The sequence below is a fragment of the Ktedonobacter sp. SOSP1-85 genome (genome assembly GCF_016587415.1).
Classification (GTDB): Bacteria; Chloroflexota; Ktedonobacteria; order Ktedonobacterales; family Ktedonobacteraceae; genus Ktedonobacter.
This window is the reverse complement of record NZ_BNJI01000001.1, coordinates 3351871-3378546: the sequence shown is the minus strand read 5'-3', so window position 1 is coordinate 3378546 and position 26676 is coordinate 3351871. Positions and strand designations below refer to the sequence as shown.

The 26676-nt window shown below is 55.1% G+C and carries 17 protein-coding genes, 1 tRNA gene and 1 pseudogene; 7 read left to right on the top strand and 12 right to left on the bottom strand.

The genetic code is table 11. The features are described 5' to 3' along the window. Window positions 1–311: 311 nt before the first annotated feature. The 4 genes from KTE_RS14075 to KTE_RS14060 form a co-directional block, all read right to left on the bottom strand. Window positions 312–3074 (bottom strand): NYN domain-containing protein, encoded by a 2763-nt coding sequence (locus tag KTE_RS14075; protein ID WP_201381864.1) that lies wholly within the window; start codon window positions 3072–3074, stop codon window positions 312–314. Window positions 3075–3604: 530 nt separating this feature from the next. Next, entirely contained in the window at window positions 3605–4366 is a 762-nt protein-coding gene (locus KTE_RS14070; RefSeq protein ID WP_201370118.1) for a CDP-alcohol phosphatidyltransferase family protein, read from the bottom strand. A gap of 439 nt (window positions 4367–4805) precedes the next feature. Then, window positions 4806–5669, bottom strand: coding sequence for a PHP domain-containing protein (locus tag KTE_RS14065; protein WP_201381862.1), 864 nt, complete (start codon window positions 5667–5669; stop codon window positions 4806–4808). Between the two features lie 264 nt (window positions 5670–5933). Then, window positions 5934–6335, bottom strand: coding sequence for a helix-turn-helix transcriptional regulator (locus tag KTE_RS14060; RefSeq protein ID WP_201381860.1), 402 nt, complete (start codon window positions 6333–6335; stop codon window positions 5934–5936). Between the two features lie 325 nt (window positions 6336–6660). Here KTE_RS14060 and KTE_RS14055 point away from each other — a divergent pair, with 325 nt between their 5' ends. Continuing rightward, window positions 6661–7560 (top strand): LLM class flavin-dependent oxidoreductase, encoded by a 900-nt coding sequence (locus KTE_RS14055; protein ID WP_201381859.1) that lies wholly within the window; start codon window positions 6661–6663, stop codon window positions 7558–7560. 56 nt (window positions 7561–7616) lie between these two features. On the opposite strand, the gene KTE_RS14050 is transcribed toward KTE_RS14055, so the two are convergent. The 8 genes from KTE_RS14050 to KTE_RS14015 all read right to left on the bottom strand — a co-directional run bounded on the left by KTE_RS14050 (window position 7617) and on the right by KTE_RS14015 (window position 15400). Further along, window positions 7617–7691, bottom strand: a tRNA-Lys gene (locus tag KTE_RS14050). A gap of 138 nt (window positions 7692–7829) precedes the next feature. Continuing rightward, the gene (locus KTE_RS14045; protein ID WP_201381858.1) at window positions 7830–9317 is read right to left on the bottom strand and encodes a cell wall metabolism sensor histidine kinase WalK; all 1488 of its coding nucleotides are present in this window, start codon (window positions 9315–9317) and stop codon (window positions 7830–7832) included. 53 nt (window positions 9318–9370) lie between these two features. Next, complete coding sequence (locus KTE_RS14040) at window positions 9371–10114, bottom strand: response regulator transcription factor (protein ID WP_201381857.1); 744 nt, start codon at window positions 10112–10114, stop codon at window positions 9371–9373. A 238-nt stretch (window positions 10115–10352) separates the two neighbouring features. Continuing rightward, window positions 10353–10925 (bottom strand): NUDIX hydrolase, encoded by a 573-nt coding sequence (locus KTE_RS14035; RefSeq protein ID WP_236600660.1) that lies wholly within the window; start codon window positions 10923–10925, stop codon window positions 10353–10355. A 275-nt stretch (window positions 10926–11200) separates the two neighbouring features. Continuing rightward, window positions 11201–11596: a response regulator gene (locus KTE_RS14030; protein WP_201381854.1), complete on the bottom strand. Its 396-nt coding sequence runs from the start codon at window positions 11594–11596 to the stop codon at window positions 11201–11203. A gap of 191 nt (window positions 11597–11787) precedes the next feature. Then, entirely contained in the window at window positions 11788–13413 is a 1626-nt protein-coding gene (locus tag KTE_RS14025; RefSeq protein WP_201381852.1) for a benzoate-CoA ligase family protein, read from the bottom strand. A gap of 139 nt (window positions 13414–13552) precedes the next feature. Next, window positions 13553–14314 (bottom strand): TlyA family RNA methyltransferase, encoded by a 762-nt coding sequence (locus tag KTE_RS14020; RefSeq protein ID WP_201381850.1) that lies wholly within the window; start codon window positions 14312–14314, stop codon window positions 13553–13555. A 69-nt stretch (window positions 14315–14383) separates the two neighbouring features. Continuing rightward, window positions 14384–15400: an ROK family protein gene (locus KTE_RS14015; RefSeq protein WP_201381848.1), complete on the bottom strand. Its 1017-nt coding sequence runs from the start codon at window positions 15398–15400 to the stop codon at window positions 14384–14386. Between the two features lie 318 nt (window positions 15401–15718). On the opposite strand from KTE_RS14015, the gene KTE_RS14010 reads away from it, so the two are divergent. From KTE_RS14010 to KTE_RS13985, 6 genes and pseudogenes are all read left to right on the top strand, one after another. After that, window positions 15719–16903 (top strand): lysylphosphatidylglycerol synthase transmembrane domain-containing protein, encoded by a 1185-nt coding sequence (locus KTE_RS14010; protein WP_201381846.1) that lies wholly within the window; start codon window positions 15719–15721, stop codon window positions 16901–16903. Between the two features lie 220 nt (window positions 16904–17123). Further along, the gene (locus KTE_RS14005) at window positions 17124–20642 is read left to right on the top strand and encodes a DNA polymerase III subunit alpha (RefSeq protein WP_201381844.1); all 3519 of its coding nucleotides are present in this window, start codon (window positions 17124–17126) and stop codon (window positions 20640–20642) included. Between the two features lie 162 nt (window positions 20643–20804). Continuing rightward, the gene (locus KTE_RS14000) at window positions 20805–22562 is read left to right on the top strand and encodes a PrsW family glutamic-type intramembrane protease (RefSeq protein WP_236600659.1); all 1758 of its coding nucleotides are present in this window, start codon (window positions 20805–20807) and stop codon (window positions 22560–22562) included. A gap of 442 nt (window positions 22563–23004) precedes the next feature. Next, window positions 23005–24327, top strand: a complete 1323-nt coding sequence (locus tag KTE_RS13995) for an MFS transporter (RefSeq protein ID WP_201381840.1) — start codon at window positions 23005–23007, stop codon at window positions 24325–24327. Between the two features lie 93 nt (window positions 24328–24420). Continuing rightward, a pseudogene (locus KTE_RS13990) lies at window positions 24421–25585 on the top strand (RNA-guided endonuclease InsQ/TnpB family protein). Window positions 25586–25899: 314 nt separating this feature from the next. Further along, on the top strand, window positions 25900–26664 hold the full coding sequence (locus KTE_RS13985; protein ID WP_201381838.1) for a nucleotidyltransferase family protein: 765 nt from the start codon (window positions 25900–25902) through the stop codon (window positions 26662–26664). Window positions 26665–26676 lie beyond the last annotated feature (12 nt).

Below are 26676 nucleotides of genomic sequence, written 5' to 3'. Positions count from 1 at the left end.
AAATGTGAACATAGCAACCAGTTATCACAGGTGGCTTGTACGATCACAAAAATCGTCACATATAGATCCACTAATATAGAACTGGTATTCCTCAGCTTTTGAAGGGTGAAAAATGACCCGTACCAGGACATCTCTCCCCCTGCTTATTCCCACACTCGCGCCCAGGGAGAGCGTGAATGCTTTTTATTGCCTGCCAGTTACGTAGTATAGCATTCTTATTGCTGTGAAGCAAAAAAATGCATCCTGAATCAGCACAAAAAAATGGCAGAGTTAAAAACCGCTGCCATTTTAACATATTTTCTCTGGGATTACTACGAGCGAATTTCTTCGAGCAACGAGAGATTGACGAAGAGATCACAGCTCTGGCGCAGGGTAGCAGACATCGCCTCGTCAAAGGCGGCCACTTCAACGCGCACACCATGATCGGAGCAGTAGTCGAGCATAGGCATAAAGTCACTGTCACCACTGACCAGCACAACGCAGTCGACCGCGCGCCCCTCAACCAGGCGTACGACATCCATACACAGGTCGAGGTCCAGGTCGGCCTTTTTCGCACCGCTGGAGAAGGTCTTGTAGTTCTTAGTGGTAATGCGATAGCCCAGACCCTTCACGGCCTGCAAGAACATCTGCTCATCACCGGCCTGGGGGCTGGTGGGACAATAGGCCTGTGCACGCACCAGGCGGCGATTACCGCGCAGGAAGTCCAGCAGCTTGCCAAAGTCAACCGACATGCGCAGGGTACGCGCTGAGTAGAGCAGGTTAGCCACGTCGACGAAGACGCCTACGCGCTCAGTCGAGGGGAAAGGAGGCAGGGTGACCGAGACATTGGTGGGAGCCTGCGCTTGACGGCGCATCTCTGTCACCAGGCGGTCTGACTGCAACTGCAAGGCCTGCACTATCGAGTTGGTAAAGTGATTAAACGCGGCGGCGCTGGGCATACCCTCCTGGCCACGACCCGAGCCAGGCGTTGAGACCGGGTAGGAAGGCGTGCGCTGAACCTCGGCACGGGCAATAGTGCGTCCTCCATCGCGGCTCACGACACTGCCACGCGCGGGCGAGGGATCAGGTCCCATAAATGGGCCGGGCAGATCGCCGCCATGATTCATCTGGTTGATCGTGTAGCCCGACACGATGGAATATGCCATCCCTGAAGGAGACTGAGGCAATGAGCTCACTGGTGTCGCGAGTTCATTGCTCTGTCCACGCGCGGGCGCGGTTGGCTGCGCTAGCGCTGGTGCGGGTGTTGGCTCTAAAGGCGTCGGAGTAACCGGCGCGCTTGTGCTACCTGTCGTAGGGCGATGGCGACGACGACGACGCGAAGATGCCGCCTTCTGCAATTCAGAATATTCCAGGGGTGGCAGATCTTCAGGCGCGATCTCCTCGACGGCCGCCGCCAGGGTTGTATATGTTGGTGTATTATCCGAGTTTGGCGCTACAGGGGATGTTGCCATAGTGCTTGTCACTTCTTTCTGGCGCTCATGTCCTCGACGACGCCCATTCTCTTTGACGGGTGGCGTCGCTGTTTCGGAGGCAGTAGAATCCTGATTAGCTTTCTTGCTTGTCTGTCCTTCGCGACCCGCTGCGGTCTCCGCAGCTTTCGGCGCCACTTCGGGCTGGGCTTCGGCTTCAACCGCGCGGATCTCCGGGGTCTCTTTGGTCTCTTTGGTCTCTTTAGGCTCTTCGGCATGCATGGCTGGAGCTGAAGGGGTCGTCCCGTTGAGGGCACTGGGCGCGCCACTGGTGGCAGGCGCCGGCTTAGCCGCTGCTGCTTTTGAGGCAGAGGGACGGTCGAAGCGATAACGACGCGCGGGACGTGGCGGTGTGCTCTCAGCAGGCGCGGGCGCAGCTTCGGGCTGGGCCTCGGCTTCAGGCTGGACTGGAGCCTCAGCCTCATTTGAGGCGGCTTTCTCCTTTTCGCGCTCATCGCGCAGGTGACGGGCGCTATGACGAGGGAAGCGAATACGCGAGGCCGGGCGCAAGAGAGGTGAGACCGCTCGCTCTTTTACTGGCTGAGCGGCGCCCTCCTCTTCGCTCTTCACCGACTCCACATTTTTCTTCTCTTCGCTCTCGCTCATGCTTGTAGGTACCTCTTCCGTCGTGCGCTCAGGCACTGTCTCCTGCGTGTCAGCAGGGCTAGAAATCGTCTCGTCCAAACGCTCAGGCTCGGCAACGGGAGTAGAGCTAGTCGCCTCTTCTCCTGCCACCATATCCTGGCTCTCTTCCTGCTCCTGCCCAGTCTGCGTACGCTCCACCTGGCGCTGAGCCAGGGGTGAAAGCAGCGCGAAGGCCTCTAGCTGCGACTCACGCAGCGAGGCATCAAAGCGCGCCTGGGCCTCGGCCTGGCGAAATTCTTCAATGAAAGAGGTAAAGGAGCGAACCTCGTCTTCCTTTGACGGATGTAGCGAGGCAAAGCTTTCCTGACCAAATGGAGACAATTTCTCCTCGATGGCCTGGACATCTACTTCAATCACCGTTGGGGGCTGAGGCTCAGGCGTCTCGGCCTCGCTGGAGCCTACTACAGGCAGCGGCTCCTGCTCAGGCGTCGTGGGTGCCTCCTGTGCCTGCTCTTCTGTCGCACGCGGGGCTTCGACCGTCTCCTCTTGAGCGGGGATCTCCGCATCAGCCGGTTGCGTTACCTCGGCGCGATTTGTGTCCGTCTCTGAGAGTGTCGGTAGCTCCTTCTGAGAGGCATCGGCAACGCTTTCGGCCTTCTCGGCAACGGGTGTAGCCTCTTCCTGCTCGTGTGCGGACGAGGCGGTGCTCAGCTCAGGGGATGGTACAGATGCAGAAACCTCACTTGACGTGGGCAAAGATGCCTCAGTATCAGTGGAGGAAGATGCTACTGGAGTTGTAGGCTCTTCAGCCTGCTGCTGAGCCTCCTCCTCAACATGCTGCTCCTGAGAAACAGTGTCAGCAACGACAGGAAAGGAGGAACCTGTCACAGCCTCGGCCTCAGAAGAAGTGGCGGTTTCAGATGCGGTCGACTCAACCGTTGAGTTGGGGTCTGACGGATGCTCTACAATGTTCGCATCAACGTCATTGTGATCATCAGAATGAGAATGTTTTGTTGTCACTAAGATCTCCAGTCTCAGTCACTACGGACAGAGCACAGGGAATCATCATAGGAAGCACGACCGAGGGATGTGGGTGAAACACTGCACGATGGCTTCTAATGGGAAGGCCAGATAAGCCTATCAGCCCTGAGGCAGATGCTTATCAACAAAGGCCTCTAGAAGTATCCCAATCAGATGCAGTTTCACGACCTACCTGGTGCGTCATCAGCATTTATGCGATTGTGCGTAAGCGAATATACTACCTATTTGAAAACCTGAGCGTGTGAGCGCTAGTCACGCGAGTGGCGCTGTCCCCCGCATGGGGAGTTGGTTTTCGCATAAGAAAGTACCAGGGCGAAGTGAAGATCTTTTCTGATGAATCATCGTAGTCAAGTCTCCGCCCTCCATCAACTCTTAGCAGTCCTGCCCTATGGAATGATGTTTACGAACAAAGCACGCAGGCCTTCACCATAAGTGTACACAGCCTCGTGTTATACACGCATGTGTTCTCTGTACTCTAATCCGATCTCGCAAAGTCTATGCCGTTAGAATCATTCGTGTTTTATGCCCTCATTGAGAGGCGAAACGCTCGAGGGCAAGGGACGAGGGTTCGATTGAACGTTTTTGTCCGTCCCCGTGTTCAAGGTTGTATAAGGTATCGAATGACGCTGTTCGGGTTTACTGGTATCGTGTTGCTCATGAGATTGCTGTCGGGACGATTGCGCGACCTGAGCATGTGCGGACCGGCGAACAGACAGCCAGACCGCGAGCATCCGCTCTATAGCGGTTACATTTGAGAGTACCGCGAGCAGGGCCAGCGCCCAGATACCAGTACCAGTAATAAGACCTAAAGCCAGTAGGATGACACGTTCCGGGCGAGCCAGAAGTCCGACCTTGCACTCGATACCCAGGCCTTCAGCGCGCGCTTTTGTGTAACTGACCATCAGCGATCCGACAACAGAAACAAAAATCAGAGTCACCATCCAGCCTTGCTCAAAGGGAGCAGGCCAGACCACGTCATGTACATTGGGATGCTGTAACGCATAGATGAGCAATCCCAGGAGAATGATACTCTCTGAATAGCGGTCGATGGTCGAATCGAGAAAAGCGCCAAAGGTGGTCGCGGCATTTTGGACGCGGGCCATTGCCCCGTCAAACATGTCAAAAATGCCCGCAAACAGCACCAGCCATCCCCCAAGTACCAGTGATCCCTGCGCAATGACTACTGCGGTAAGAATACTCAGCACCAGTCCAATGCCGGTCAACATATTGGGGGTGACACCCGAGCGGGCCAGGGGTTGTACGATGTACATTACCAGTTGCCTGGCTCGTTGCTGTATGCGCCTACTAAACATATATCTATTGTATCATACTTCGCCCCGATGGGACTAGCTCTTTTTGGTAGAAGATGGGCTTTCTCTAAAAAATGGTTGTCAAGCAGACAAATTTCCTATGCAGCATGGTTGGGGGGAACCTGGCTAGCAGCCATGGCTGACAGGTTCCACGCTTCCTCGTCTCGGCCGGGTACATAGAGGGAAGAAAGTCGCTCCTTCGCATCTTGCTTAACCACCAAAAAGTCTTAGGAAAAAAGTTTGCCCCTCTGTAGGCAGGGCAGTTCTATAGCAACAGTCAATAAGTGGCCTATTATAGCAGAAACTTGTGAGCAGCACCAGGGCGTAGCTCCCTAGTAGCCGCGTACGCCAGTAGCGGGCTCCTGGAGCCCGCTACTGGCGTACGCGGCTACTATTTTGTTTAGGCGATTTGCGCGATATCGGTATTGATTCGTTCGCGACGGGCCTCGCGCCCTTGCTTGCTCATCAGGTAGCGTACCCATTGCGCGTACGCCCCTACATTCCAGAGCTTGCCGCCAGGGGCCGTCTGACCCGCCAGGATCATCGTGCGCAGGTCGGCCGCGTTCTCGCCCTCAAACCAGGTGACGCCGCTAGCGATGGCGCTCAAGGAGTGCGCGTCGCTATTGCCCAGTTCGGGGAGGCCATAGCGCTGGCGATTGATGCTCATAGCGACGCCATTGGCATAGATGCCACAAAAGCTGGCGTTCCAGGTCTCCGCGCCGTCGAACCAGACATCTTGCGCGGCGTGGATGCGATCCATGACGGTACGCTGACAACTATGGCGGAAGAAGCGATGCAGGGGATGCGCAATAATTGCCAGACCACCCTGTTCGTGAATCAGATCGATGCTCCGCTCCATGCTCAAACCGGCAGGAATACGCTTCTCGATAAAGAGGCCCAACAGATGCCCCTCTTTGGTGGTCACCTCTTCGCCAACAATAAAGTCGAAGCGGTATGATCCCTCGCGCCAGAGGTCACGTGCGCGCAACGACCCCTCAATCACATCATGATCGGTGATCGCGATGACATTCAGATCGGTGTTATGCTCGACATGTTGGAGTATCTGCTCAATCGTCGCGCTACCATCGCTATAAGTACTATGCATGTGGACGTCGGCTTTGCCATGTTTGCCAGCGGCCTGCGCCTGCTGCAATGTCATTTGTTTGCGGCGCGCCAACTCTGCGGTCCCAAGCGAGGCAATAGTGTTGCCATCAAGTGCTTTGTTCTCATTGCCAGTGCCATTGTAACCATCACGAGTAACCATGTAGCTCCTTCTATACCTTTCATATCACAAGTGCATACGTACCGATTATTTCACTACAGACAGTACCATGAATGCGTTAAGTTTCCCTCTTAAGACAAGGTAAAATGCGCAAAGTTTTTGTAATATCAGGTAAATTTTGTTAAAAAATTTTCCTCTTCTGCGCATACTCAACCTCGGAAAAAGCTCTGGGAAACGCACGTTATGCCGAAGCAGGGGTGGCATATCTGTATGATGTTGTCGAAACGTAGAGTTTTTTAAATGCATCTAGTCATTCATGCTCGCGTCAGCCTCGATGAGAGCATTCCCTACGGGAAGCACCTCTAGAATCTGAGAGGGATCTACTAACCGTCCCAGGCGCTCAAGACACTGCTGGAAACGCGAGTGATTTAAAGAACAATACACCTGGCGACCCGTACGGCGCGTCTGAATCAGGCCCGCACGACGCAGTTTACGCAGATGCCATGAGACTAATGGCTGACTGATGTTGAGCATTGCGGTCAGGTCGGTCACCGAAATCTCAGGCTGGCGGGCCAGGTGATAGACGATGGTGAGTCGAGCGACGCCACCCAGGGCTTTCGTCATCATTTTTAGATCGCGCCAGTCTTCCATAAACTGCCTATCACTCTCCAGAGAAGTTGCTTCTCTTTCGTCAACACTTACGACCAACTAGCTCTCCTCCTAAACTATATTATCGGCTAGGAGAGGTCCAGCCTTAACATATAAAGCTTTATTTATATTTTATCCATCTCTCTCCCACATGTCAAGGTATCTATCAACATTTCTTTATGTATCAACAAGGGACTTCTCTGTTTTATGCCCTGGGCTGCCGCCTGCGGCGGCAAGAGAAAAAAGAAGTTGGGGACACCCCAATCCCCGCCAGGGGCGCTGCCCCTGGACCCCGTTTGTCATGCCTTTTTAGAGCTCCCGGGTTCGCACAATGGCTGCTCTTGCTGCTAGAATGAGTATATATTCTGATAGAAGGAGTATCTTCATGAAAATAGGTGTAGCACTTCCTATCGCCGAGCGAGAAGGGCAACAGGTGGAGTACGACGAGATCCGCGCCCTGGCGCTCCAGGCAGAAGACGAGGGGCTGGATTCTATCTGGTTCTATGATCATTTGCTCTTCCGCTCGCAGGGAGAACCTACGCGTGGCATCTGGGAATGTTGGACACTTTTGAGCGCCCTGGCCGAAGCGACAAAGCGTGTCGAGTTAGGTACTTTAGTCCTATGTACTGCCTTTCGTAATCCAGCGTTGCTGGCGAAGATGGCTGTGACGCTTGATGCTGTCAGCAAAGGTCGCCTGATTCTGGGGTTGGGCGCAGGCTGGCATCAGCCTGAGTTCGATGCCTTTGGCCTTCCTTTTGACCACCTGGCTGGTCGCTTCGAGGAGGCACTGAGCATCATTGTTCCGCTGGTGCGCGAGGGGAAGGTCAATTTCGAGGGTAAGTACTATAGCGCCAAAGAGTGCGAGATGGCGCCCGGAAATATTCGCGCCGGTGGGCCGCCTATTTTGATTGGCGCCTCGCGACCGCGCATGCTGGAACTTACGGCGCGTCACGCTGATCTCTGGAATACTTGCTGGCTGGGCCCTGTGGCAGCCCTTGCTCCACGCCTGGCACCTCTTGAGGAGGCTCGCCAGAAGGTGGGACGTGAGGCTGGCAAGCCAGGGGTGACCGTTGGCGTGTCCGTCCATATTCTGGCGGCAGGGGAAGAGGTTCCGGCCGCAGTTGATCGTGAACGCGTTATTGTGGGCACGGTTGAGGAGGTTGGACAGGCCCTGTACGACTATCAGCAGGCGGGCGCGGTGCATTTGATCTGCGCGCTGCGCGAGAATACCAGCCAGGCATACACCCGGTTGGCCCAGGCCGCGCAATACTGCCGCAAGCTATAGGCTCAGTAAAGCCTCGGTAACGACAAAAACCCGCTTCTCACGAGAAGCGGGTTTCCTGGTGGGTGACCAGGGAGTCGAACCCTGAACCTGTCGATTAAGAGTCGAATGCTCTGCCATTGAGCTAGTCACCCGTGCGACGCCATTAATACTACCACAGGTCATATACGAAGTCAAGCATTCTGCCAATGAATTTTTCGGCTAGGGAAAAAAGATATAAGTGACTGATTGGCGGGTTGGCGCCCGCCAATCAGTCACTTATATCTTTTATATTAGACCTGGGCGGGCAAGAGGGCTTTCTCGGCCATGGGGAGGGAGAAGCTGATACGTGTTCCCTCGCCGGGTGTGCTCCTGGCCCAGACCTTGCCCCCGTGGGCGGTGATGATCGCACGCACGATGGAGAGGCCCAGGCCGCTACCACCAGTGGCGCCTGTGCGCGAGCGGTCGGCACGATAGAAGCGCTCGAAGATGTGCGGCAGGTCTGCCGAGTCAATGCCCACACCCGTATCCTCGATCCAGACCTCCACAGACTGCCCCGATTCTCCAGGGTGCGCCCCAACCGTTATCGTCCCCCCTACTGGAGTATGACGGCGGGCGTTATCCAATAAATTCAACAAAACCTGGGTAACGCGATCACTATCGGCCTGTACCAGGGGTACATCGTCCCGTGTTTCGTTATGGACGACAATGCCCGCGTGCTCACACTCTGGCTCAATAACGGCTAAGGTCTCCGCTATGAGCTCATGGAGTGAGAGTGGGGCCAGGTCAAGCCTTGTCCGACCAGACTCCAGGGAGGTCATCTGTTGTAGATCTGCTACCATACGACGCAAGCGCTGTACCTCTCGCCCAATACGTTGCGCAGTCTCCTGGCGCGCAGCCGGATCCTGGATCATATCGTCGGCCAGGGCCTCGCTAAAGCCCTGGATAGCTGTCAGAGGGGTGGCCAGGTCATGGGCGATATTGGCAAGCAGTTCCCGGCGCGCCTGCTCCTGGCGCCGCAATTCATTGACATCGGATTCAATAGTATCGGCCATTTCATTGAAGGTCTGCGCCAAAAGCCCCAGTTCATCCTGGGCCGCGGGGACGGGCACACGCTGGGCATATTTCCCTTGCTTCATCTGTTCCGCAGCGAGGGTCAGCCATTTGAGGGGCCGCGTCATGCTTCGCGTGAGCAGGAGGCTAAAGAGCAGAACCAGGCTGCCCACAATCAGCGCCGTCAACTCGATTGAACTATTGATGCGATTGATTAGGGCATCCGAGTCGGCCTTAGGATCAGAGATAAACAGGGCACCAATGATCTGTCCATTAATCCTCATGGGAACACTGATATAGATTGACAGGAAGGACCCCTTGGCAGTGGAGACGTTTAAGTAGCCATCATCCTCCTGTCCGTTCAGCGATTTGTGCAGAGCATTACCGAGCGTGGGATCTTTACAAGAAACGAAGCCATAAGGCTGGAAACATACAATATCCTGCCCACTGGCATCCACAATTTTCTGAATCTCAGGCTCACTAGAGACCAGGGTGCCATATTTATTGCCCCAGGTATAGCCCTGCTGGCGGTATTTATTCTCATAATAGCCAGCAAAATAGATGGCCTTCTGACGGAGGTTGTCGTGCTGGGCCTCGCGATAAAAACTTTGGATCGCCAGCGAGATCACGATGGAGAGAATCAGGATCGCGCCAATGGTCACAAGCAATAGACTAAGCGTAAGCTTGGTGCGTAGACCAACTTGTGTGATATCGAAAGGCCTCTTCATGCTTCACCTTACCTGCCTGCATCCAAATACCCAGCCAGAGTGGGCCTGGCTCCTCAAGAGGACGACTCCATGCCTGGAGGAACAAACTTATATCCCACGCCCCAGACTGTCTGAATAACCTGTTGCACCTGTTTCGTAGACTCGAGCTTCTTGCGCAGCGTGCCAATGTGGACATCGACCGTACGCCCATCTCCCAGGTAGCTATAGCCCCAGACCTGATTGAGGAGCGTCTCGCGTGTGAACACCCGGTCTGGAGCCTTCGCCATGAGCGCCAGCAGGTCAAACTCTTTGACGGTTAGCGAGAGCGCCTGTGGGCCGACGGTGACGCGTCGCGCGGGTATATTAATCAATAGGGAGCCATAGCTCAGCTCTTCACCTGAGGCACTCTTCTCCTCAGCGTGATGTCCCTCACCCTCCACACCGGGACTGGAGTAGAGGCCTGCCCGGCGCAGGATAGCCTTGACACGGCTTATGACCTCGCGGGGGCTGAAGGGCTTAACCAGATAGTCGTCCGCGCCCGAATCCAGGCCTGCGATGCGGTCCTCTTCGCCCTGGCGCGCGGTGAGCATCAGGATAGGAGTATTAGCCCAGGTACGAATACGCCGACATACCTCCATGCCATCGAGCATAGGCAGCATCAGGTCTAGAATCACTAGATCTGGCTTCTCGCGTGCATGGAGTTCAATACCAGCGATGCCATCGTTGGCGGTAACGACGGCATAGCCCGCCTGTTCAAGATAGAGGCGGAGCAACTGGGCAATATTTGCTTCATCTTCAATGACGAGAATCTTCATCATTCTCTACAACCTGTTTCCCTGGAAGAATATGGTGTTACTATAGCAGACGCACATCAAAGAACTTTAAGAAATATGTAAAGCTTTTTTTAAGCTACGCACTGACTGCTACTACTCTGTTAAACTTCATTTGAAAGGTATTCATGCCGCCTGCGGCGGCGGGGGAGAGGGGTGCAGAGGGGCTGACGCCCCTCTGCACCCCCACGTCCTCTCCGTTTTCCGCTTCGCGCCATGTTCCGGTCTACTCTCCGGGCTTGAGGTATCCCAGGCGCTCCAGAGCCATATACGCGGCCGCAATCTGTCCCTGTACCAGAAACTCCCCGCGATGAATAAGCTCAAGTAGCTCCGCTGGTGTGACCAGCAGGTTCTCAATGACCTCCAAGGGATCGGGCTTGGGGACTCCTGTTTGCTGGATATTCCGCGCCAGGTACCACCAGACGCGTGTGCGCGCCCCTGTGGGATTGGCATACATGTGAGCCAGGAACTCCATATCCTCGGCCACTGCGACGCTATAGCCAGTCTCCTCCATCAGCTCACGGTGCGCCGTCATAAGCGGATTCTCAAATTCATCTGGATCGATTCCCCCGGCTGGAAACTCTAGCACCACCTGGCCGATACCATGCTTGTACTGGCGATTGAGCAAGAAACGACCATCCTCTGTAACGGGTACCACGCCCGCCCAGCCGAAGTTCTCAATGATATAATAGTCTTCAACGATTGGTCCGCCTGGTACCTCTACGCGCTCGCTACGCACCCGCAAATAGGGAGTATCTAAAAGCCGCCGTGATGATAGTGTCTTCCATGGCTCATGCATATCCTTCAAAACAGGGGTTCTCCTTCACTATAGAAGTATACAAAAATGGTTGCACACACATTGTAGCACTGTTTCTCTCCTCTCAGGAGAGCCTTCCAATTCTCCTCTGGCGCCTGCCTCGGCTCGCTACGCTCGCCTCGGGATAAAGGGGATGTGTGTGGAAAACAGCTTTGCCGTTTTCCACACACATCCCCTTTACTCTGAGCGCCGCAGGTGCGAAGGATGCTCAACCCCATATATATGAGAATTAAATAGCCCTGGCTTCCATTGGCAGCTTATTGACTTAATAACTGGTTGATGGTATTCATCAGAGTATCAATGTCAAAAGGCTTCTCTAGCCCCAGGAGGTGACGTTCCTCTAGTTCTTCAGTGCGCTGACCCAGGCTCGCGCTGGTGATGATTGTAGGAACATGAGAGAGATCTTTCATGGCATGAAGGCGGTCATAGAGCTCAATTCCAGTCATTTCGCGCAATAGATAATCGATAATTAACATATCAACCTGAATACTATGCGCCAGATTGAGCGCTTCATGCGGGGTTGTGGCAAGCAGGGTATAAAATTGTGGCTCCTCGGAGAGAGCCATTTTCATGACCTCACCAATGGCCTCGTCATCTTCAACAACGAGAATCACTTTGAGGGCTTTGTTATCCACGCTCTGGTCTTGCGCCATATTCTACCTTCATTCCACCTAGTGTCTAAGGATAGACTTTGTTTGCTCACGAGTTCTGAACATATATAGATAACACGCCAGGGGCATCGATACAAAATACACGACGCCCCCAAATGGATTATTATCATTCTCTATCCTTATCGACACTACAAAGGTGGAGATGAAGGTTGATCGCGCGTACATCAGTAACGCTATATATCAAGTGGAACCGTTTCGCCGGTGCCTCGCAATAGGAAACGCTGGATTTTGCCTGTCGCGGTCTTAGGAAGCTCAGCGCGGAACTCGATGTAGCGCGGATACTTGTGGGGTGCCAGCCGCCCCTTCACAAATTCCTTAAGCTCCTCTTCCAGGGTCTCCGAAGGCTCTATCCCCTGCTTGAGAACCACATAAGCCTTGGGCTTAACGAGCTGCGCCTCGTCTAAGTCAGCTACTACCGCCGCTTCAAGCACCATGGGATGCGCGATCAGGGTGTTCTCGACCTCTATTGGTGAGACCCACTGCCCGCTCACTTTGAGCATGTCATCGGAACGCCCACAATACCAAAAGTACCCCTGCTCATCGAGATAATATTTGTCACCAGTAGAGATCCAGTGTCCCTTAATCGTATCCTTCGTCTTCTCGTGTTTGTTCCAGTACGAGGCGGCAATACTCTCGCCACTAATCAAGAGGTTGCCGATATCCCCCTGTGGTACAGGCTGGCCCTGTTCATCGACCAGGAGCGCCTGGTAGCCTGGAACAAGCTTGCCCGTGCTGCCGGGCCGGATATCATCAAGGCGATTGCTGATAAAGATGTGCAGGATCTCAGTTGAGCCAATGCCATCGAGAATGGGTACCTGGAAGGCATCCTGCCAACGCCGCAGGAGATCGGCGGGCAGCGCCTCACCAGCGGAGACACAGACACGCAGCGAGGAACAATCAAAGCGGCGTGCGGCCTCAGGCAGCGCCAGCATACTGGCATACAGGGTGGGAACGCCAAAGAAGATACTCGGGCGATACTGCTCAATCACGCGAAACATGTCTTCCGCCACGGCGCGCCCTGGATAGTGGATAGCGGAGCCACCAACGCCAAAAGGGAAGTAGAGACCATTACCCAGGCCATAGGCGAAGAAGAGCTTGGCAGCGGAGAAGGTAACATCCTGCTCATGTATGCCCAGAACGGCGCGGGCATAGTACTCGGTACAGTACAACATATCGTGCTGCAAGTGTACGCAGCCCTTGGGGAAACCTGTGCTACCCGAGCTATAGAGCCAGAAGGCACTATCATCCTTGCCGGTTGCCGCCGCCTCCAGGCTCGCCGAGGCCCGCGCGATCCACGGCTCAAATGCATGCGTCCGGGCATCAGGTGCGCTCTGTGTGCCGCTTTCTTCAACGATCACAATATGACGCAGAAAGGCCAGTTGTGGGCGTAAGGCCTGGATAATTGGCCAGAGCGAGGCATGGACCAGGAGCACACGCGCACGGCTATCATTCAGCATATAGAGATAGTCAGCAGGGCGGAGCAGGGTATTCATGGGAACGGGGACCGCACCAATCTTGATCGCGCCAAAGAAGGCCGCGGCAAAGTAAGGAGAATCGAGTAAGAGCAGGGCAACACGCTGTTCCTGGTCTACTCCCAGGTCGAGGAGCGCGTTGCCCACGCGGTTCGCCAGTTCGCTTACCTGGGCGTAAGTGTAGGTCTGGCCTTCATAATAAATGGCGGGACGCTCGCCGCGCCCCTCTACAAGATGACGATCCAGAAAGACTGAGGTCGCGTTGAGCTGATCGGGAACAATAACCTGTGGCGTCGCGGGGTCGTGTATGGGCTTAGCGTAGAGCATTGGCACACCTCTTTCATCTTCGAAAGATAGCCAACCAGGCGCGCAGGCGCGTCTCGTATGGCAAGCAAACGACATCCAGCCGATTGGAGGTAAGCTACGAGACGCGGTTGCGCGTATGTATGCGTATATAAAATAGCGCTTACACTTCTGCGCGGAAGCGTATATGAAAAAGGAACTCACGGTTCCCATCGCGTCCCAAAATTGGAGAGTCACTCACCTCCAGTACTTGTAGCGCTGTATGCTGGGGAATCCATTCCTGCAATTCACGCAGGACACGTTGGTGAACCTCGGGATCGCTAATAATACCATTACCTCGGTCCACCTCGGCCTTGCCAGCCTCAAACTGCGGCTTGACGAGCGAGGCGATCCAGGTTTCGGGCGAACGCACTAAGAGGGGTTCAAGTGCGGGTAGCACGAGGCGCAGCGAGATAAAAGAGACATCAATAACGGCGCACTGCATTGGCTCTGGGAGTGATTCCAGGTGCCGGATATTGGTGCGCTCCATCACGACCACGCGTGGATCGTTGCGCAGAGACCAGGCCAACTGGCCATGCCCAACGTCGACCGCGTAGACGAGTCGTGCCCCACGTTCAAGCAGGCACTGGGTGAAGCCTCCAGTTGACGAGCCAACATCTATCGCCACGCGACCGGTTGGATCGAGATGAAAGGCGTCCAGGGCCTTCTCCAGCTTCAGCCCGCCACGGCTGACATACTTCATTTCGGGCGTGATCTCTGCAAGGCGACACTCTACATCGAGCGGTATCATCGAACCAACCTTGTCAACCATACGCTCGCCTACAAAGACCTGGCCAGCCATGATCAGCGCACGCGCACGCTCACGGCTTGGTACCAGCCCCCGCCTCACCAGGGCGACATCGAGTCTCTCTTTATTCGCGGCCATAAAAATGCTTGTGCATCCTCCCACACTCCATGCAAACCATGTTCCTGTTTAGTATAACCTATTTTTCGCTTATGCCTGGTTGTAGTAGATCAGAGCGCCAGCACCGACGAGGCCGACGTTGGGACCCAGCTCGGCGGGTACGATGCGCGCCATCTCGCGAGGCACCTGCATCGCGCGCTGCTGGACGATAGCACGCGCGGGGGCCAGCAGTTGCTCGCCCATCTGCATCAGCCCACCACCCAGGACGATAAGCTCGGGATTAAAAATATGAATGATATTGACTAAACCAACACCCAGCGCCTCTGAAGCCTCGCCCAGGACCTGCTGGGCCAGGGACACACCAGTGATAGCGGCCTGCGCGACCAGGCGCGCGTCTACACGTAGCTCTTCGTCCGCGTGCAGCCCAGGCTGTTGCTGGCGCGCAAAGCGCAGGAGTTCTTCGCCCTCGCCACGGGCGATAGCAGCCAGGACACGGCGCGCGATGCCCGTTCCTGAGGCCAGGCCCTCCAGGCAGCCAACATTACCACACCCACATGGCTCACCACGCCAGTCAACGGTAATATGCCCCAGTTCACCCGCGGCTCCCGCGATCCCCTCCAGAATCTTGCCGTTAGTGATCACGCCACCACCGATGCCAGTGCTGATGGTCAGATAGACCATTTCATTGCTGCCACGGCCGGCGCCAAAGAGATGCTCGCCCAGGCCAGCCGCGTTCGCGTCGTTCTCCAGGTAAGTAGGTAGCTGGTAGTGCTCGGCAAAGATGTCCCGCAGGGGGATATCGGTCCAGCCTGGCAGATTGGGGGGTGAGATCACGACGCCAGTGCGGTTATTAAGTGGCCCCGGCGCGGCAATGCCAATGCCCGCTATTTGGGCAGGCGTGAGCTGAGCGTCAGCTAAGGCCTGGTCTACCGCCTGGAAGAGGCGTGGAATTACACGTTCGGGGGTACCGTTGTCACCGGTAAGCAGATTCGCGCGCGAGAGCAAGGTCGCACCCTGCAATACCGCCGCCCGAATCTGCGTCCCTCCAAGGTCAACTCCTACCACCAGGGGATAGGAAGCGTACGTTGTCTGGTTATCACCAATCATATCAGCTCCACAGGTCTGCTTTTTTGTTAGATGATACTCCATTTCCCCAAGAGCGACAAGATTGATAGAGATGCACTTTGGTACATTTATCTATTCCGAGTTACTAGAATATATTCATGCCGTTCTTTTACTTGTAAGCGGTAAATACCAGGAAGCAGCCGTTTATTCATTAATGTTGTGTGTAACTTCTTTCAGATAGGTGGTTGTGGTGGGTGCTGGCAGCCTGCGGCTGCCAGCACCCACCACAACCACCTATCTGGACGAGCGCCGCAGGCGCGAGAAGTCAAAAGATGTGCTTTGTGGATGGGAGGGTAAGAGATGACGACGCTACCAAACCCAGGCTCCGATATGCCTTTGCGGCCTTTTCACAGCCTGCGCGACTTCGGCGCCTTTCAACACGTCCCCCAGACAACCCCACAGGTAACAGTACCGGGCGCCCCCGAACCCCGTCAACCTATGGCGTATGCTACACATCGCCCCCAGATCAGGCAATCCCAGGTAGCGAGTACACAGACAGACACAAGCAAAGTTGCGACCGATACAGAACAGCTACAGCATGAGCAACGAAAGCGCAGGCTGATTATCAGCCTGCGCGGGAGTGTGAGCCTGGTGCTGCTTGGCTACCTGCTCATTACGGCTCCCTGGACATCTTTGTTCACAACATTGCATGCGCTAAATCTCGGTCTCGTGGGCATCGCTTTCCTCCTGGGTGGCATGAGTAGCGTGGCCTACGCCTTTCAATGGCATCGTTTGTTGCGCGCCGAACATATTCGCTTTGACCTGGCGGACCTTATCAAGCTTCACCTGGTCAGCCTGACATTCTACCATTTTCTCCCGACCAGTATAGACGGGGATACGCTTAAGGCTACCTATGTTGGCAAATGCGCCGATAACCCTACCGGGGCGGCGAGCGCGATGATGCTTTGTCATGTCACCAGTTTTCTTGGCATGCTTGTGATAGCAGTGCCCATGCTGGTGTTACGCCCTGAGCGTTTTCCCTTCGCTATAAGCATGTGGTTTGTCCTGCTTGCGCTTGGCATTAGTGCGCTCTTCAGTGGCGCGCTTCTCGTCTCCCTGATGCTGCCGGAGATCATCTTTGGCAAATGGCTGGAGTATCGCCCGGTGCGAGCCCTGCTGCTCCTGGGCAATACCCTCAGTATCAGCCTCAATCGACCACGCGCCCTGCTCTTCGCCATTAGTTATGGCCTGCTCTCCTGGCTCTGCGCCATCTTTAGCTGCCAGACCTGCGCCCTGGCTCTGGACATGCATATACCGCTCGCCTTCTACTGCGTGGCTGTGCCCCTGGTCACCCTGGTTTCAATCCTGCCTATCTCGCTCTGCGGCTTTGGTCTGCGTGAAGTCATTCTTATCGCTGTCTTTAGCGCCGCGCCCATCCCAGCGGGAAGCGCGCTTGCCCTGGCGCTGCTCCTGGATGCCCAACTCCTCTTCTTTAGCGCGCTTGGAGGCTATCACTACTTCACCCTGGGACGCCATAGCGTTTAAATAGTTTGAGAGTGTGCTGCGTGCTGGCAGTTTGCCAGCACGCAGCACACTCTCAAACTATGCCTACATACATAGACACTCAACCGTATATGTCGTACACTGATACAATCTTCCAGACCTTGACTGAATGAACAAATGTTCGTATTCTATAAAGTAATATATTGACGGTATAATATTTTCCCGTTACAGGCACATATGAATCGCGCATGGAGGAGGCGCCATGGGGGCAGATTTCGCACACTTGCACGTGCATACCGAGTATTCTTTGCTCGATGGCTTGAGCCACATCAAAAAACTGGTACAGCAGACAAAAGAGCTAGGTATGCAGCACCTGGCGATCACCGATCATGGAGCAATGTACGGAGCGCTTGAGTTCTACAAGGCCTGTCGCGCGGGTGGCGTCCATCCTATTATTGGCTGCGAGGCCTATCTCACGGAAGATATGCAGGACCACTCCAGGCGCTTTAGCGATGACTATTACCACCTCCTCCTGATCGCGAAGAACAATACCGGGTATCGCAACCTGATGAAATTGACGACGATTGCGAATACCGAAGGCTATCATCTGCGCCCCCGCATCGATAAAAAGGCCCTGGCACAATATGCCGAGGGGCTGATCGTCACCTCGGGCTGCCTCTCCGCCGAAATTCCCAAACTGCTCCTGGCGGGTAGACAGCAGGAAGCGCAGCAGGCTGCACGCTGGTACCAGGATGTCTTTGGACCCGAGAACCTCTATCTTGAGATTCAGGAGCACCACGGCGTCTGGGATAATGATACTCCTTCCCCCCAGGAGCGCCTCAACCAGATGCTCTACCAGATGCACAAGGATCTCCACATCCCTTTGATCGCCACCAATGACCTGCATTATATTCGCGCCGAAGACGCTCAGTCCCATGACGTGCTCTTATGTATCCAGACTGGCAGGCAGATCGATGCCCAGAAACGCTTCAAGTTTGATAGTCGCGAGTACTATCTCAAGAGTCCAGCGGAGATGCTCCAGCTCTTCCCCGAACTTCCGGACGCCTTGAGCAATACGGTCCGCCTGGCCGAGCAGTGCGAGGTCGATCCCCTGGCTCATAAAGCCAGCCTTCCCCAGGTGCAGATCCCAGCGCAGTATGCCTCCGCCAACGACTATCTCTACGCCCTCTGCCTTGAAGGCGTGAAGTATCGCTTTGGCGAGCTGACGGAGCCTATCAAGCGCCAGCTCGACTACGAGTTCAGCATTATCATGCAGATGGGCTACGCGACCTATTTCCTGGTAGTCTGGGATTATGTTAACTATGCGCGCTCGCATGGCATTCGCTGTTCCGCACGTGGCTCGGCGGCTGGCAGCCTGCTAGCGTATGTGCTGGGCATCACTAACGTCGATCCCCTGCGTTACCAGTTGCTCTTTGAGCGCTTCCTCAACCCCGAGCGCGCGGATATGCCAGATATCGATATGGACTTCCCGGATGATCGCCGTGAAGAAGTTATCAACTATGTCGCGCAGAAGTATGGCGTGGACCACGTGGCACAGATGGTCACCTTTAACACCATGGCGGCTAAGCAGTCGGTTAAAGATGTTGCGCGTGCCATGGGGCGGCAGAACGTTGGCGACCGCATTACGCGCCTCATCCCTACTGGCCCCCGTGTTACCCTGCGCGGCTCGCTGGAGAGCGTGCGTGACCTGACCTCTACCTACGAACAGAACCCGGAGGCACGCGAGATCATCGACCAGGCGCTGGAGCTGGAAGGTGCCGTACGCAATACCGGCATCCACGCCGCGGGCGTCATCATCTCCTCGGAGCCGCTGGAGCTCTTTGCACCCCTGCAACTGCGCGACTTCCGCGATGCCAGCAAGGGCTTTATTACCCAGTTTGAGCAATCGCACCTTGAGGAGTTGGGGCTGGTCAAGTTCGACTTCCTGGGCCTCTCCAATCTGACCATCGTCGATAACACGCTCAAGTTTATCAAAGAGGCGCGCGGCGAAGAGATCGACCTGGAGAAGCTGCCCCTTGATCTCACGGGCGACCCCAAACAGGATCGTAAGCGCGCTAAGGCCTTTGAGCTGCTGGCCGCAGGCGAGACAACCGGCATCTTTCAGCTTGAGGGCGCGAAGATGCGCGAGTATATCAAACAGCTCAAACCCACCAGTGTCGAAGATATTATGGCCATGATCGCCCTCTACCGGCCCGGTCCTATGGAGAGCATTCCGCACTTCATTGATGCCAAGCATGGACGTCGAGCCGTGCAGTATCTCGATGAGCGACTCAAAACCTGGCTGGAGGAATCGTACGGCATTATCGTTTACCAGGACCAGGTGCTCCTCATCGCCGTCAACCTGGCGGGCTTCTCCTGGGGCAAGGTCAACAAGTTCCGCAAGGCCTTGAGCAAGAAGATCATGCACGAGGTCGAGGGCTATAAGGGCGACTTTATTCAGGGCTGTATCCATAATGGCATGTCGCCTAAGATCGCCGAGGAGCTATTTGAGCAGATCAAACCCTTTGGTGGTTATGGCTTTAACAAGGCCCATGCCGCCAGCTATGCCGTTGTAGCCTTCTCTACTGCCTACCTCAAGGCCAACTATACCGCCGAGTTTATGGCCGCCACGATGACGACCGAGGCCGCGGACGCCAGGAAGATCGCCAACGCCATTGCCGAGTGCAAGCGCATGGGAATCAAAATCCTGGGTCCAGACGTCAACAAGAGCAGCAAGGGTTTTACCGTTGAAGAGGGCGGTGTGCGCTTTGGCCTGCTGGCGATCAAGGGCATTGGCGATGCCCCGATTGATGCCATCATTGAGGCCCGCCAGGCCAAGGGACCCTTTAAATCCCTGGCTGACTTCTGTATCCGCGTTAATCCTCAGTCGGTCGGCAAGGGTGCCCTCGAAACGCTCGCCAAGGCCGGAGCATTGGATTCACTTGGGCGAGGCCAGCGCCACGTCCTGCTGGCCTCGCTGGAGCGCGCCATGCAGTATGGCAAGGGCGAGCGCGAGGCACGGGAGCGCGGCCTGCTCAGTCTCTTTGGCGATATTGAAGAGCATGGAGGCGCCCTGGCCTTTAGCCTGGCCACCAATGTTGAGGAAATTCCCATGCAGCAGTTGCTGGATTGGGAGCGCGAGCTGATCGGTGTCTACATTACGCAACATCCCCTGACGCACCTGAGTGACACCCTGGCGAGCAAGGGCGTCACACATCACCTGGGGCAGATCACAGATGAACTCACTGGCCAGAAAGTCATTGTTGGAGGCATGGTCAAAGAGGCTCGACGCATTACCACCAAAAAGGGTGACGATATGTGCGTCATCCAACTAGAAGATATGTATGGTACAGTCGGCGTGACCGTCTTCCCACGCCTCTACGCTCAGACCAGGGAGCGCTGGGTAGAGCATAGCATCGTGATCATTAAAGGGGGAGTTCAGGTACGGCGCGACGAACCCGAAATCATCTGCGACGCCGTCGCGGTCCTGGAAGTTGAAGAGGTGGAGGCCCCACGCAAGCCCTACCAGGTCTGGCTCACGATCCAGATCAGCGGCAACGACCAGCAAGCCATTGAAAACGACATGCTCAAAGTGCAGGATATCTATCGCTTCATTCAGGAGCGTCCGGGGCGCGACCACTATGAGATCCTGGTTAGTAATGGAGAGTGGCAAGTACGCCTGACACCCGGTGACAACACCATGCACTACAGTGAAGAACTGCACCATAAGATTGAAGATGTTCTGGGTGAGGGCACGGTCGAAGCTACGCTTGCCGGTTGATTCCAGCAGCAGAAAAAAGTGAGCGTAGAAGCCTCTTCTTTGACAGCAGAGATGGTCAGCCGTTATACTTAGTAGCAACCATTAACCCTAGCAATTCGTACTAAGTATTAATCGCAAAAAATATACATATCTAAATAGTTTAAAAGAGAAGGCTTGAATATCGTGGGCGCAGAATATCGCGAGTCACCAACTGACTCAAGGCCAGTCTCTGGCCCTACTTCTAGCAACAACATGCCGCCGCATGAGCCACACCAACCAGGCTCACAGCCCGCGGCCAATCCAGGGCAACACCCCTTCGACAAACACCAGGTGGTGGAGACACCTCGTCCCGCAATCCAGGTTTCTTCTCATCACTATAATGACTATCCAGGTGACAGCTACCAGGAACCTGTGTACCGGGAGCATGTTTCTGGCTATCTAGGGGCGCCATACCAGCCTCCCTTCTCTCCTACGCAGGCTGGACAGCCAAATGGACGGGTGCATCAGCCATACCAGCCTCAGGCGGCCCATAATGGGGCCTATGGGGCACGGCAACCCTATGCACCTCATGCGCCCTATAATCCTTATGCCCCCGCTTCCTACGCACAACCCCATTACTACTATGGGCAGGTGCCATATGGCTATCCATACGCCTATGGCTACCCCTATGGTTACTATGCGCAACCCGAGATTAAGGAGCCAGGGCGCACCTACCAGCTCACAATGGGTATTATTACCCTGATTGCATCGGCCCTCGCCTTTCTGGGAGGTCTCTTCTGCGTGCTCATGCTGGTGCTTACCTCGACCTTAGAGACCGCGACCTCCAACCTGCCTGCGGACCAGCGCTTCGCGTCGATCAGCCTGTTCACGGCCCTCGCCTTCGCGGGCATCATTGGTGGCGCAGCCTGCGGCTATCACAGCATTCGCGCGCTGCTGCGTAAACAGTCATGGGCCTTTAAACTTCCACAATTCTGGATTTTCCTGGCCCTCTACGTGGTCCTGATCGGTATCGCGATCGCGATGTCCATTGGCGGTGTGGCCACCGCTAGCATTCCCCTGACACTATTCTTGATTGCCCTGGCGGGCGTCTTCCCAGCCCTTACTGTAGCCTCTCTGGCCATTCGCCACATTCGCAAACCGAAGACCGCCCCCTGGCCCACGACCTGGAGACGTTTTATCGTCGCCATGGTTAGCGGCGCCACCATCTCAATTGTGCTGGCCTCAGTGCTGGAACTACTACTCGAAGTGGTAGTCAGGCTCGTCCTGGGAACCTCCAGCAGTATTCTAAGTAATCCCGATCAACTCCCCAGCGATCCTCGGAGTATCATCGCCTTGCTGGTCACGCTGTCGATCATCGCCCCCCTGGTTGAAGAGGCCGTCAAGCCCCTGGCCGCGATCACGATGCTTGGACGCATGCGCAGCGCTGCCGAGGCCTTTGTCATGGGCATGGGCTGCGGTATCGGCTTTGGTCTGGTGGAGACCGTGATGTATATCAGCACGGGCTACCAGGACTGGCTCCAGGTCGCGCTCCTGCGCAGTAGCGCCTGCCTGCTCCATGGCTTTGGCGCAGGCATGGTCTCGCTAGGCTGGTATTATCTCACGCATAAAAATTCTACCAAGAAATATAATCGCATCCTGCTCGGCATCGGGTGTGGCGCATACGCTGTACTCCAGCACGCCATCTGGAACGGCTCAACCGGGCTGGAGCTACTGCCCTTCTTCCCCAAGGACAATTTCCAGCTTGGCACCTTCTCGCTCAGCCCCGAGTGGGCAATTGTACCCGTCTACGTCGTGCTCTCCGCACTGATGATCGCCTTCCTCCTCTTTGTCACCAGGAGGTTGCGCACACAAAACAGCGAAGGCGCACCCAAAGAGGCACAGCCCCAACAGCAACCACAACAGGCATGGAATGCTGTTCCACAACCAGCCCGCGTTGGCTAGAGTTAAGAATGACGGTATGGTGTTTTTGGGCAAAAGCTCAAACATCATACCGTCATTCTTACCCTATTTTACTTGCTTTTTCACGAACGCCATGTTATAGTTGGGCTATACATACACCTTCTTCACATAAGAAAAGGAGTTATACATGTCAGCCACCACATTCTCTCTCTTCGGCGCCGTAGCCTCACATGGCCGCGTAAGCGATGAGCATGAGTGTTGTGGGTATTCATGTATGGCAACAAACTCCACACTCAACCTCAGGTAAGCTCTCTCCGCGAGATGTTCCTGCTCTATTACTCATTCCTACGCTCAAGCAGCTAGCTTGAACAGCCAGAGTGCTACGCTCATGGCCTTTTTCTATCCACTTTATCAAGGACCGCCATGAGGAATGCGCCCTAAGGCTTTTTTTGTCTGCTTTTTTCATTGAGGAGAAATAGAGCATATGCATTCTATGAGCCGGAAGCTCAATGCTTATAGCGTATACCTGCTTATGGTCGGGATCGATTCCCTGGCCCGCAGTATTATGTTTACCCTTAACCTCATTTACCAGGCCGAGGTCGTCCATCTCAATCCCTTGCAGCTCGTTCTGGTTGGGACCACGCTGGAAACCGCCTGCTTTCTGGCCCAGATTCCCACCGGTGTCATCGCCGATGTGTATAGCCGTCGCTTCTCGGTCGTCATTGGCTATCTCCTGACGGGAGTAGGCTTCCTGCTTGAGGGGCTGGTACCTACATTTCCAGCTGTCCTGCTGGGAAATATCCTCTGGGGGATCGGCGCAACCTGCATCGATGGCGCCCAGGAGGCCTGGGTCGTCGACGAGGTCGGCGAGGAACATGCCGGTCGCATCTTTACCCGTGGCTCGCAGATAGGCCAGATTATGGGCCTGGTCGGCATTCCTATCAGCGTCGCCCTGGGTAGCCTACGCCTCAATGTTCCCGTTGTTACAGGTGCCCTGCTGATCACGCTCCTGGGACTGGTTCTCCCCTTTATTATGCGCGAGGATGGCTTTACGCCGACGCCCCGTGAGGAGCGCAACTCCTGGCAATCCATGGGACGCCAGCTCACAGATGCCCGACACATGGTCAGCCTCAAACCCATGCTGGTCAGCATCTTTGGCGCAACCCTCTTCATGGGCCTCTCCAGCGAGGGCTTTGATCGCCTGAATCAGGTGCACTTCCTGCAAGACTTTACCTTTCCGATCCTGTGGGGCCTGACACCCGTCATCTGGTTCGGCATCATTAGCGCGGTCGGCTCACTCCTGGGCATCGCCACAACTGAGCTGGTCAACCGCCGCCTGAACCTGAATCACGCTCCCTCCCTGTTACGCGCTCTAACTATCATCAATTCGTTGTTGCTCATCAGTATGCTTAGTTTTGCCCTGGCTGGCAACTTCTACCTGGCCCTCATCGCTGTCTGGGGCGTCGGGGTCATGCGTACCGCGAGCCGCCCGCTCTATAACACCTGGGTCACACAGAACAGCGACTCACGGGTGCGCGCCACCATCTTCTCAGCCACAGGCATGATCGATGCCATTGGGCAAATCGGCGGTGGCCCAGCCGTTGGCTATATCGGCGAGCGCGTCTCGATCCGCGCCGCCCTGACAGCCGCAAGCCTGCTCTTGAGCCCCATCCTCTTCTTCTTCCTACGCGGCTTCCGCCTGCTCCAACAAGGGGAAAATACCTCCTTGGAGGGCCAACCACCGGAAGTCGCCACGAAAATAGAGGATGCAACTGTTTCCCACTTTTTGGGAAACAGAGATCAATAGTGGGCAAGACGCCACGCTTTCGAGCTTCTTGACAGATGAGAACGTTTGTCCTATACTGAAGAAAATATGAGGTAAGAGAAAGAGCAGAACCGCATGATTCGCGCCCATAAGATCAGACTGCATCCCACACCTGAGCAGGCCAACTACTTTGCTCGTGCCGCAGGCGTTGCTCGCTTTGTGTGGAATTGAGCGCTGGCCGAATGGAACCGCCAATATGAGGCCGGAGAAAAACCCACCGCCTTGAAACTCAAGAAACAATTCAACGAGATTCGGCGGGTGCAATTCCCCTGGACATGGGAGGTGACGAAGAACGCCTCAGATCAGCCCTTTCTCGATCTGGGAAAAGCCTACACTGCGTTTTTTGAAGGGAAAGCCAAACGCCCCACGTTCAAGAGCAAGAAAACAAGCAAACCCTCCTTTTACCTTGCCAACGATCAATTCGCGTTGGGGGATCATCGCATGTGGATCCCCAAGCTCGGATGGGTCAATCTGGCTGAGAAGCTGCGGTTTGTGGGCCGCGTGAAAGGGGCGCGCATCACCAAAACAGCGGATTGGTGGTTTGTTTCCATCCAGGTCGAGATCCCTGAGACCATCCCGGTGAACAAACCAGCCGCCGTGGGTATCGATGTGGGGCTCAACCGCCTGGCCACTTTGAGTACAGGAGAGAAAGTCGAAAACCAAGCCTTCCTCAAAACCGCTCTCAAGAAATTGCGTCAGGCCAACAAACGGCTGCATCGCCGAAAACTGGGATCCGCGAATCGGGAGAAAGCGCGCCGACAGGTCGCCCGTCTGCATTATCGCATCACCTGCCTGCGCCAGGATGCCCTTCAGAAGCTCACCACCAGGCTGGTCGACAGCTACGGGATCATCGGAGTGGAAGATCTGCACCTCAAGGGACTGCTCAGGAATCGCCGTCTCGCTCGCTCGTTCGCCGATGCCTCGCTGGGCACCCTCAGACGTCTGCTCGAGGCAAAAGCGGCGCAACGTGGGGGACAGGTGATCAAAGTGGACCGTTTCTTTCCTGGAAGTCAAGACCTGTCATTGCTGCGGTTGGACGTGGGAAGCGATGAGGCTCAAGGATCGCATCTTTGTGTGTCAGAATCCTGCTTGCCCGTATGATCAGTTTCCGCAGGATCGAGATCACAACGCAGGTCAGAATGTGTTACGCGAAGCCCTTCGCTTGATCGGGCTCATGGATCAAGCCGTCTCCGGTACTGGCTCGGACGAAGACGCAAACTTGCCTGCGGACGCGGGGTAAGACCAAAGGGCTTCGGCCCGGAGGCACCTACGGATGAAACAGGAACAACGAAATTCGGTGCGAACGTGTGCTTGCATACGTTTGCATAGGAAAATCGGAGCAGTAAGGGAGACGGGTACTGGTCACGTGCAGACCAGTACCCGTCTCCCTTTCCCTTTGAGCGCCAAGCTATTGAATTCTCTTCTGCTTCTTGCCTCGGCTTGCTCCGCCCATACCCCCTTCCCGCGAAACGTCTGCGGCGTGAAGGCACTCCTGAAGAAAGACATGAGATAGGTAAAGATTGCTACAATCTGTAGCACAAGGAGGAAGCTACGATGCATTATCCGGTGAAAAAGACACGTGAAGAGCGCTTACAACTTGCGCAAGAAATCGTGGCAAAATTAAAAGAGCAATATCGGGATAATTTGCTGGCGGTTGCCATTGTTGGTTCGGTGGCACGGGGAGAAGATAAAGATTTCTCTGATCTCGATATGATTGCCGTGATACAGGGTGCAGGTATCGCAGACGATTTTAACGCTATTATTGATGGGTTGAAGTATACAGTCGATGTCTTCAGCCAGGATATCATCCTCGGAAAAATCACAACTGTGCATATGCGCTGGCCCTTTCTGGCGGGTAAATTTGTCACGGCTATCCCTTTATATGATGAGCGGGGAGTGTTTGCCTCATATAAAGAGACCTTTCAAACCCTTGTACAGAGGGATTTTGCACCTTATGTGAGGCAGGTGTTTGTCGAAGAGATCTATGAGGAGTGCAACAAATTCATCAACACAACCTGTACTGGCAGCATGGGCCAGGCCTACTACAATGCCTATCACCTCTTCACCAAATTCGCCATCTTTCTTGGTATCGTCAACAAGTCGTTTTATACCAGTGCTGTTGCCCTGCCTGAGCGGGCAATGGCACTCCCAATCAATTTCCCTTCATTTAGGCTTCTTGGGAGATTTGTCATAGGAGAAGTTATCTATAATCCTGAACAGCTGCGAGACATTGTTGAAGGTATGATGTTTGAAGTCATAGACTATCTGCGAAGCAAAAGCATAGAGTTTGAGACGAGAGAAATCTCCTTTGAACTTTGAACATAAAACCTT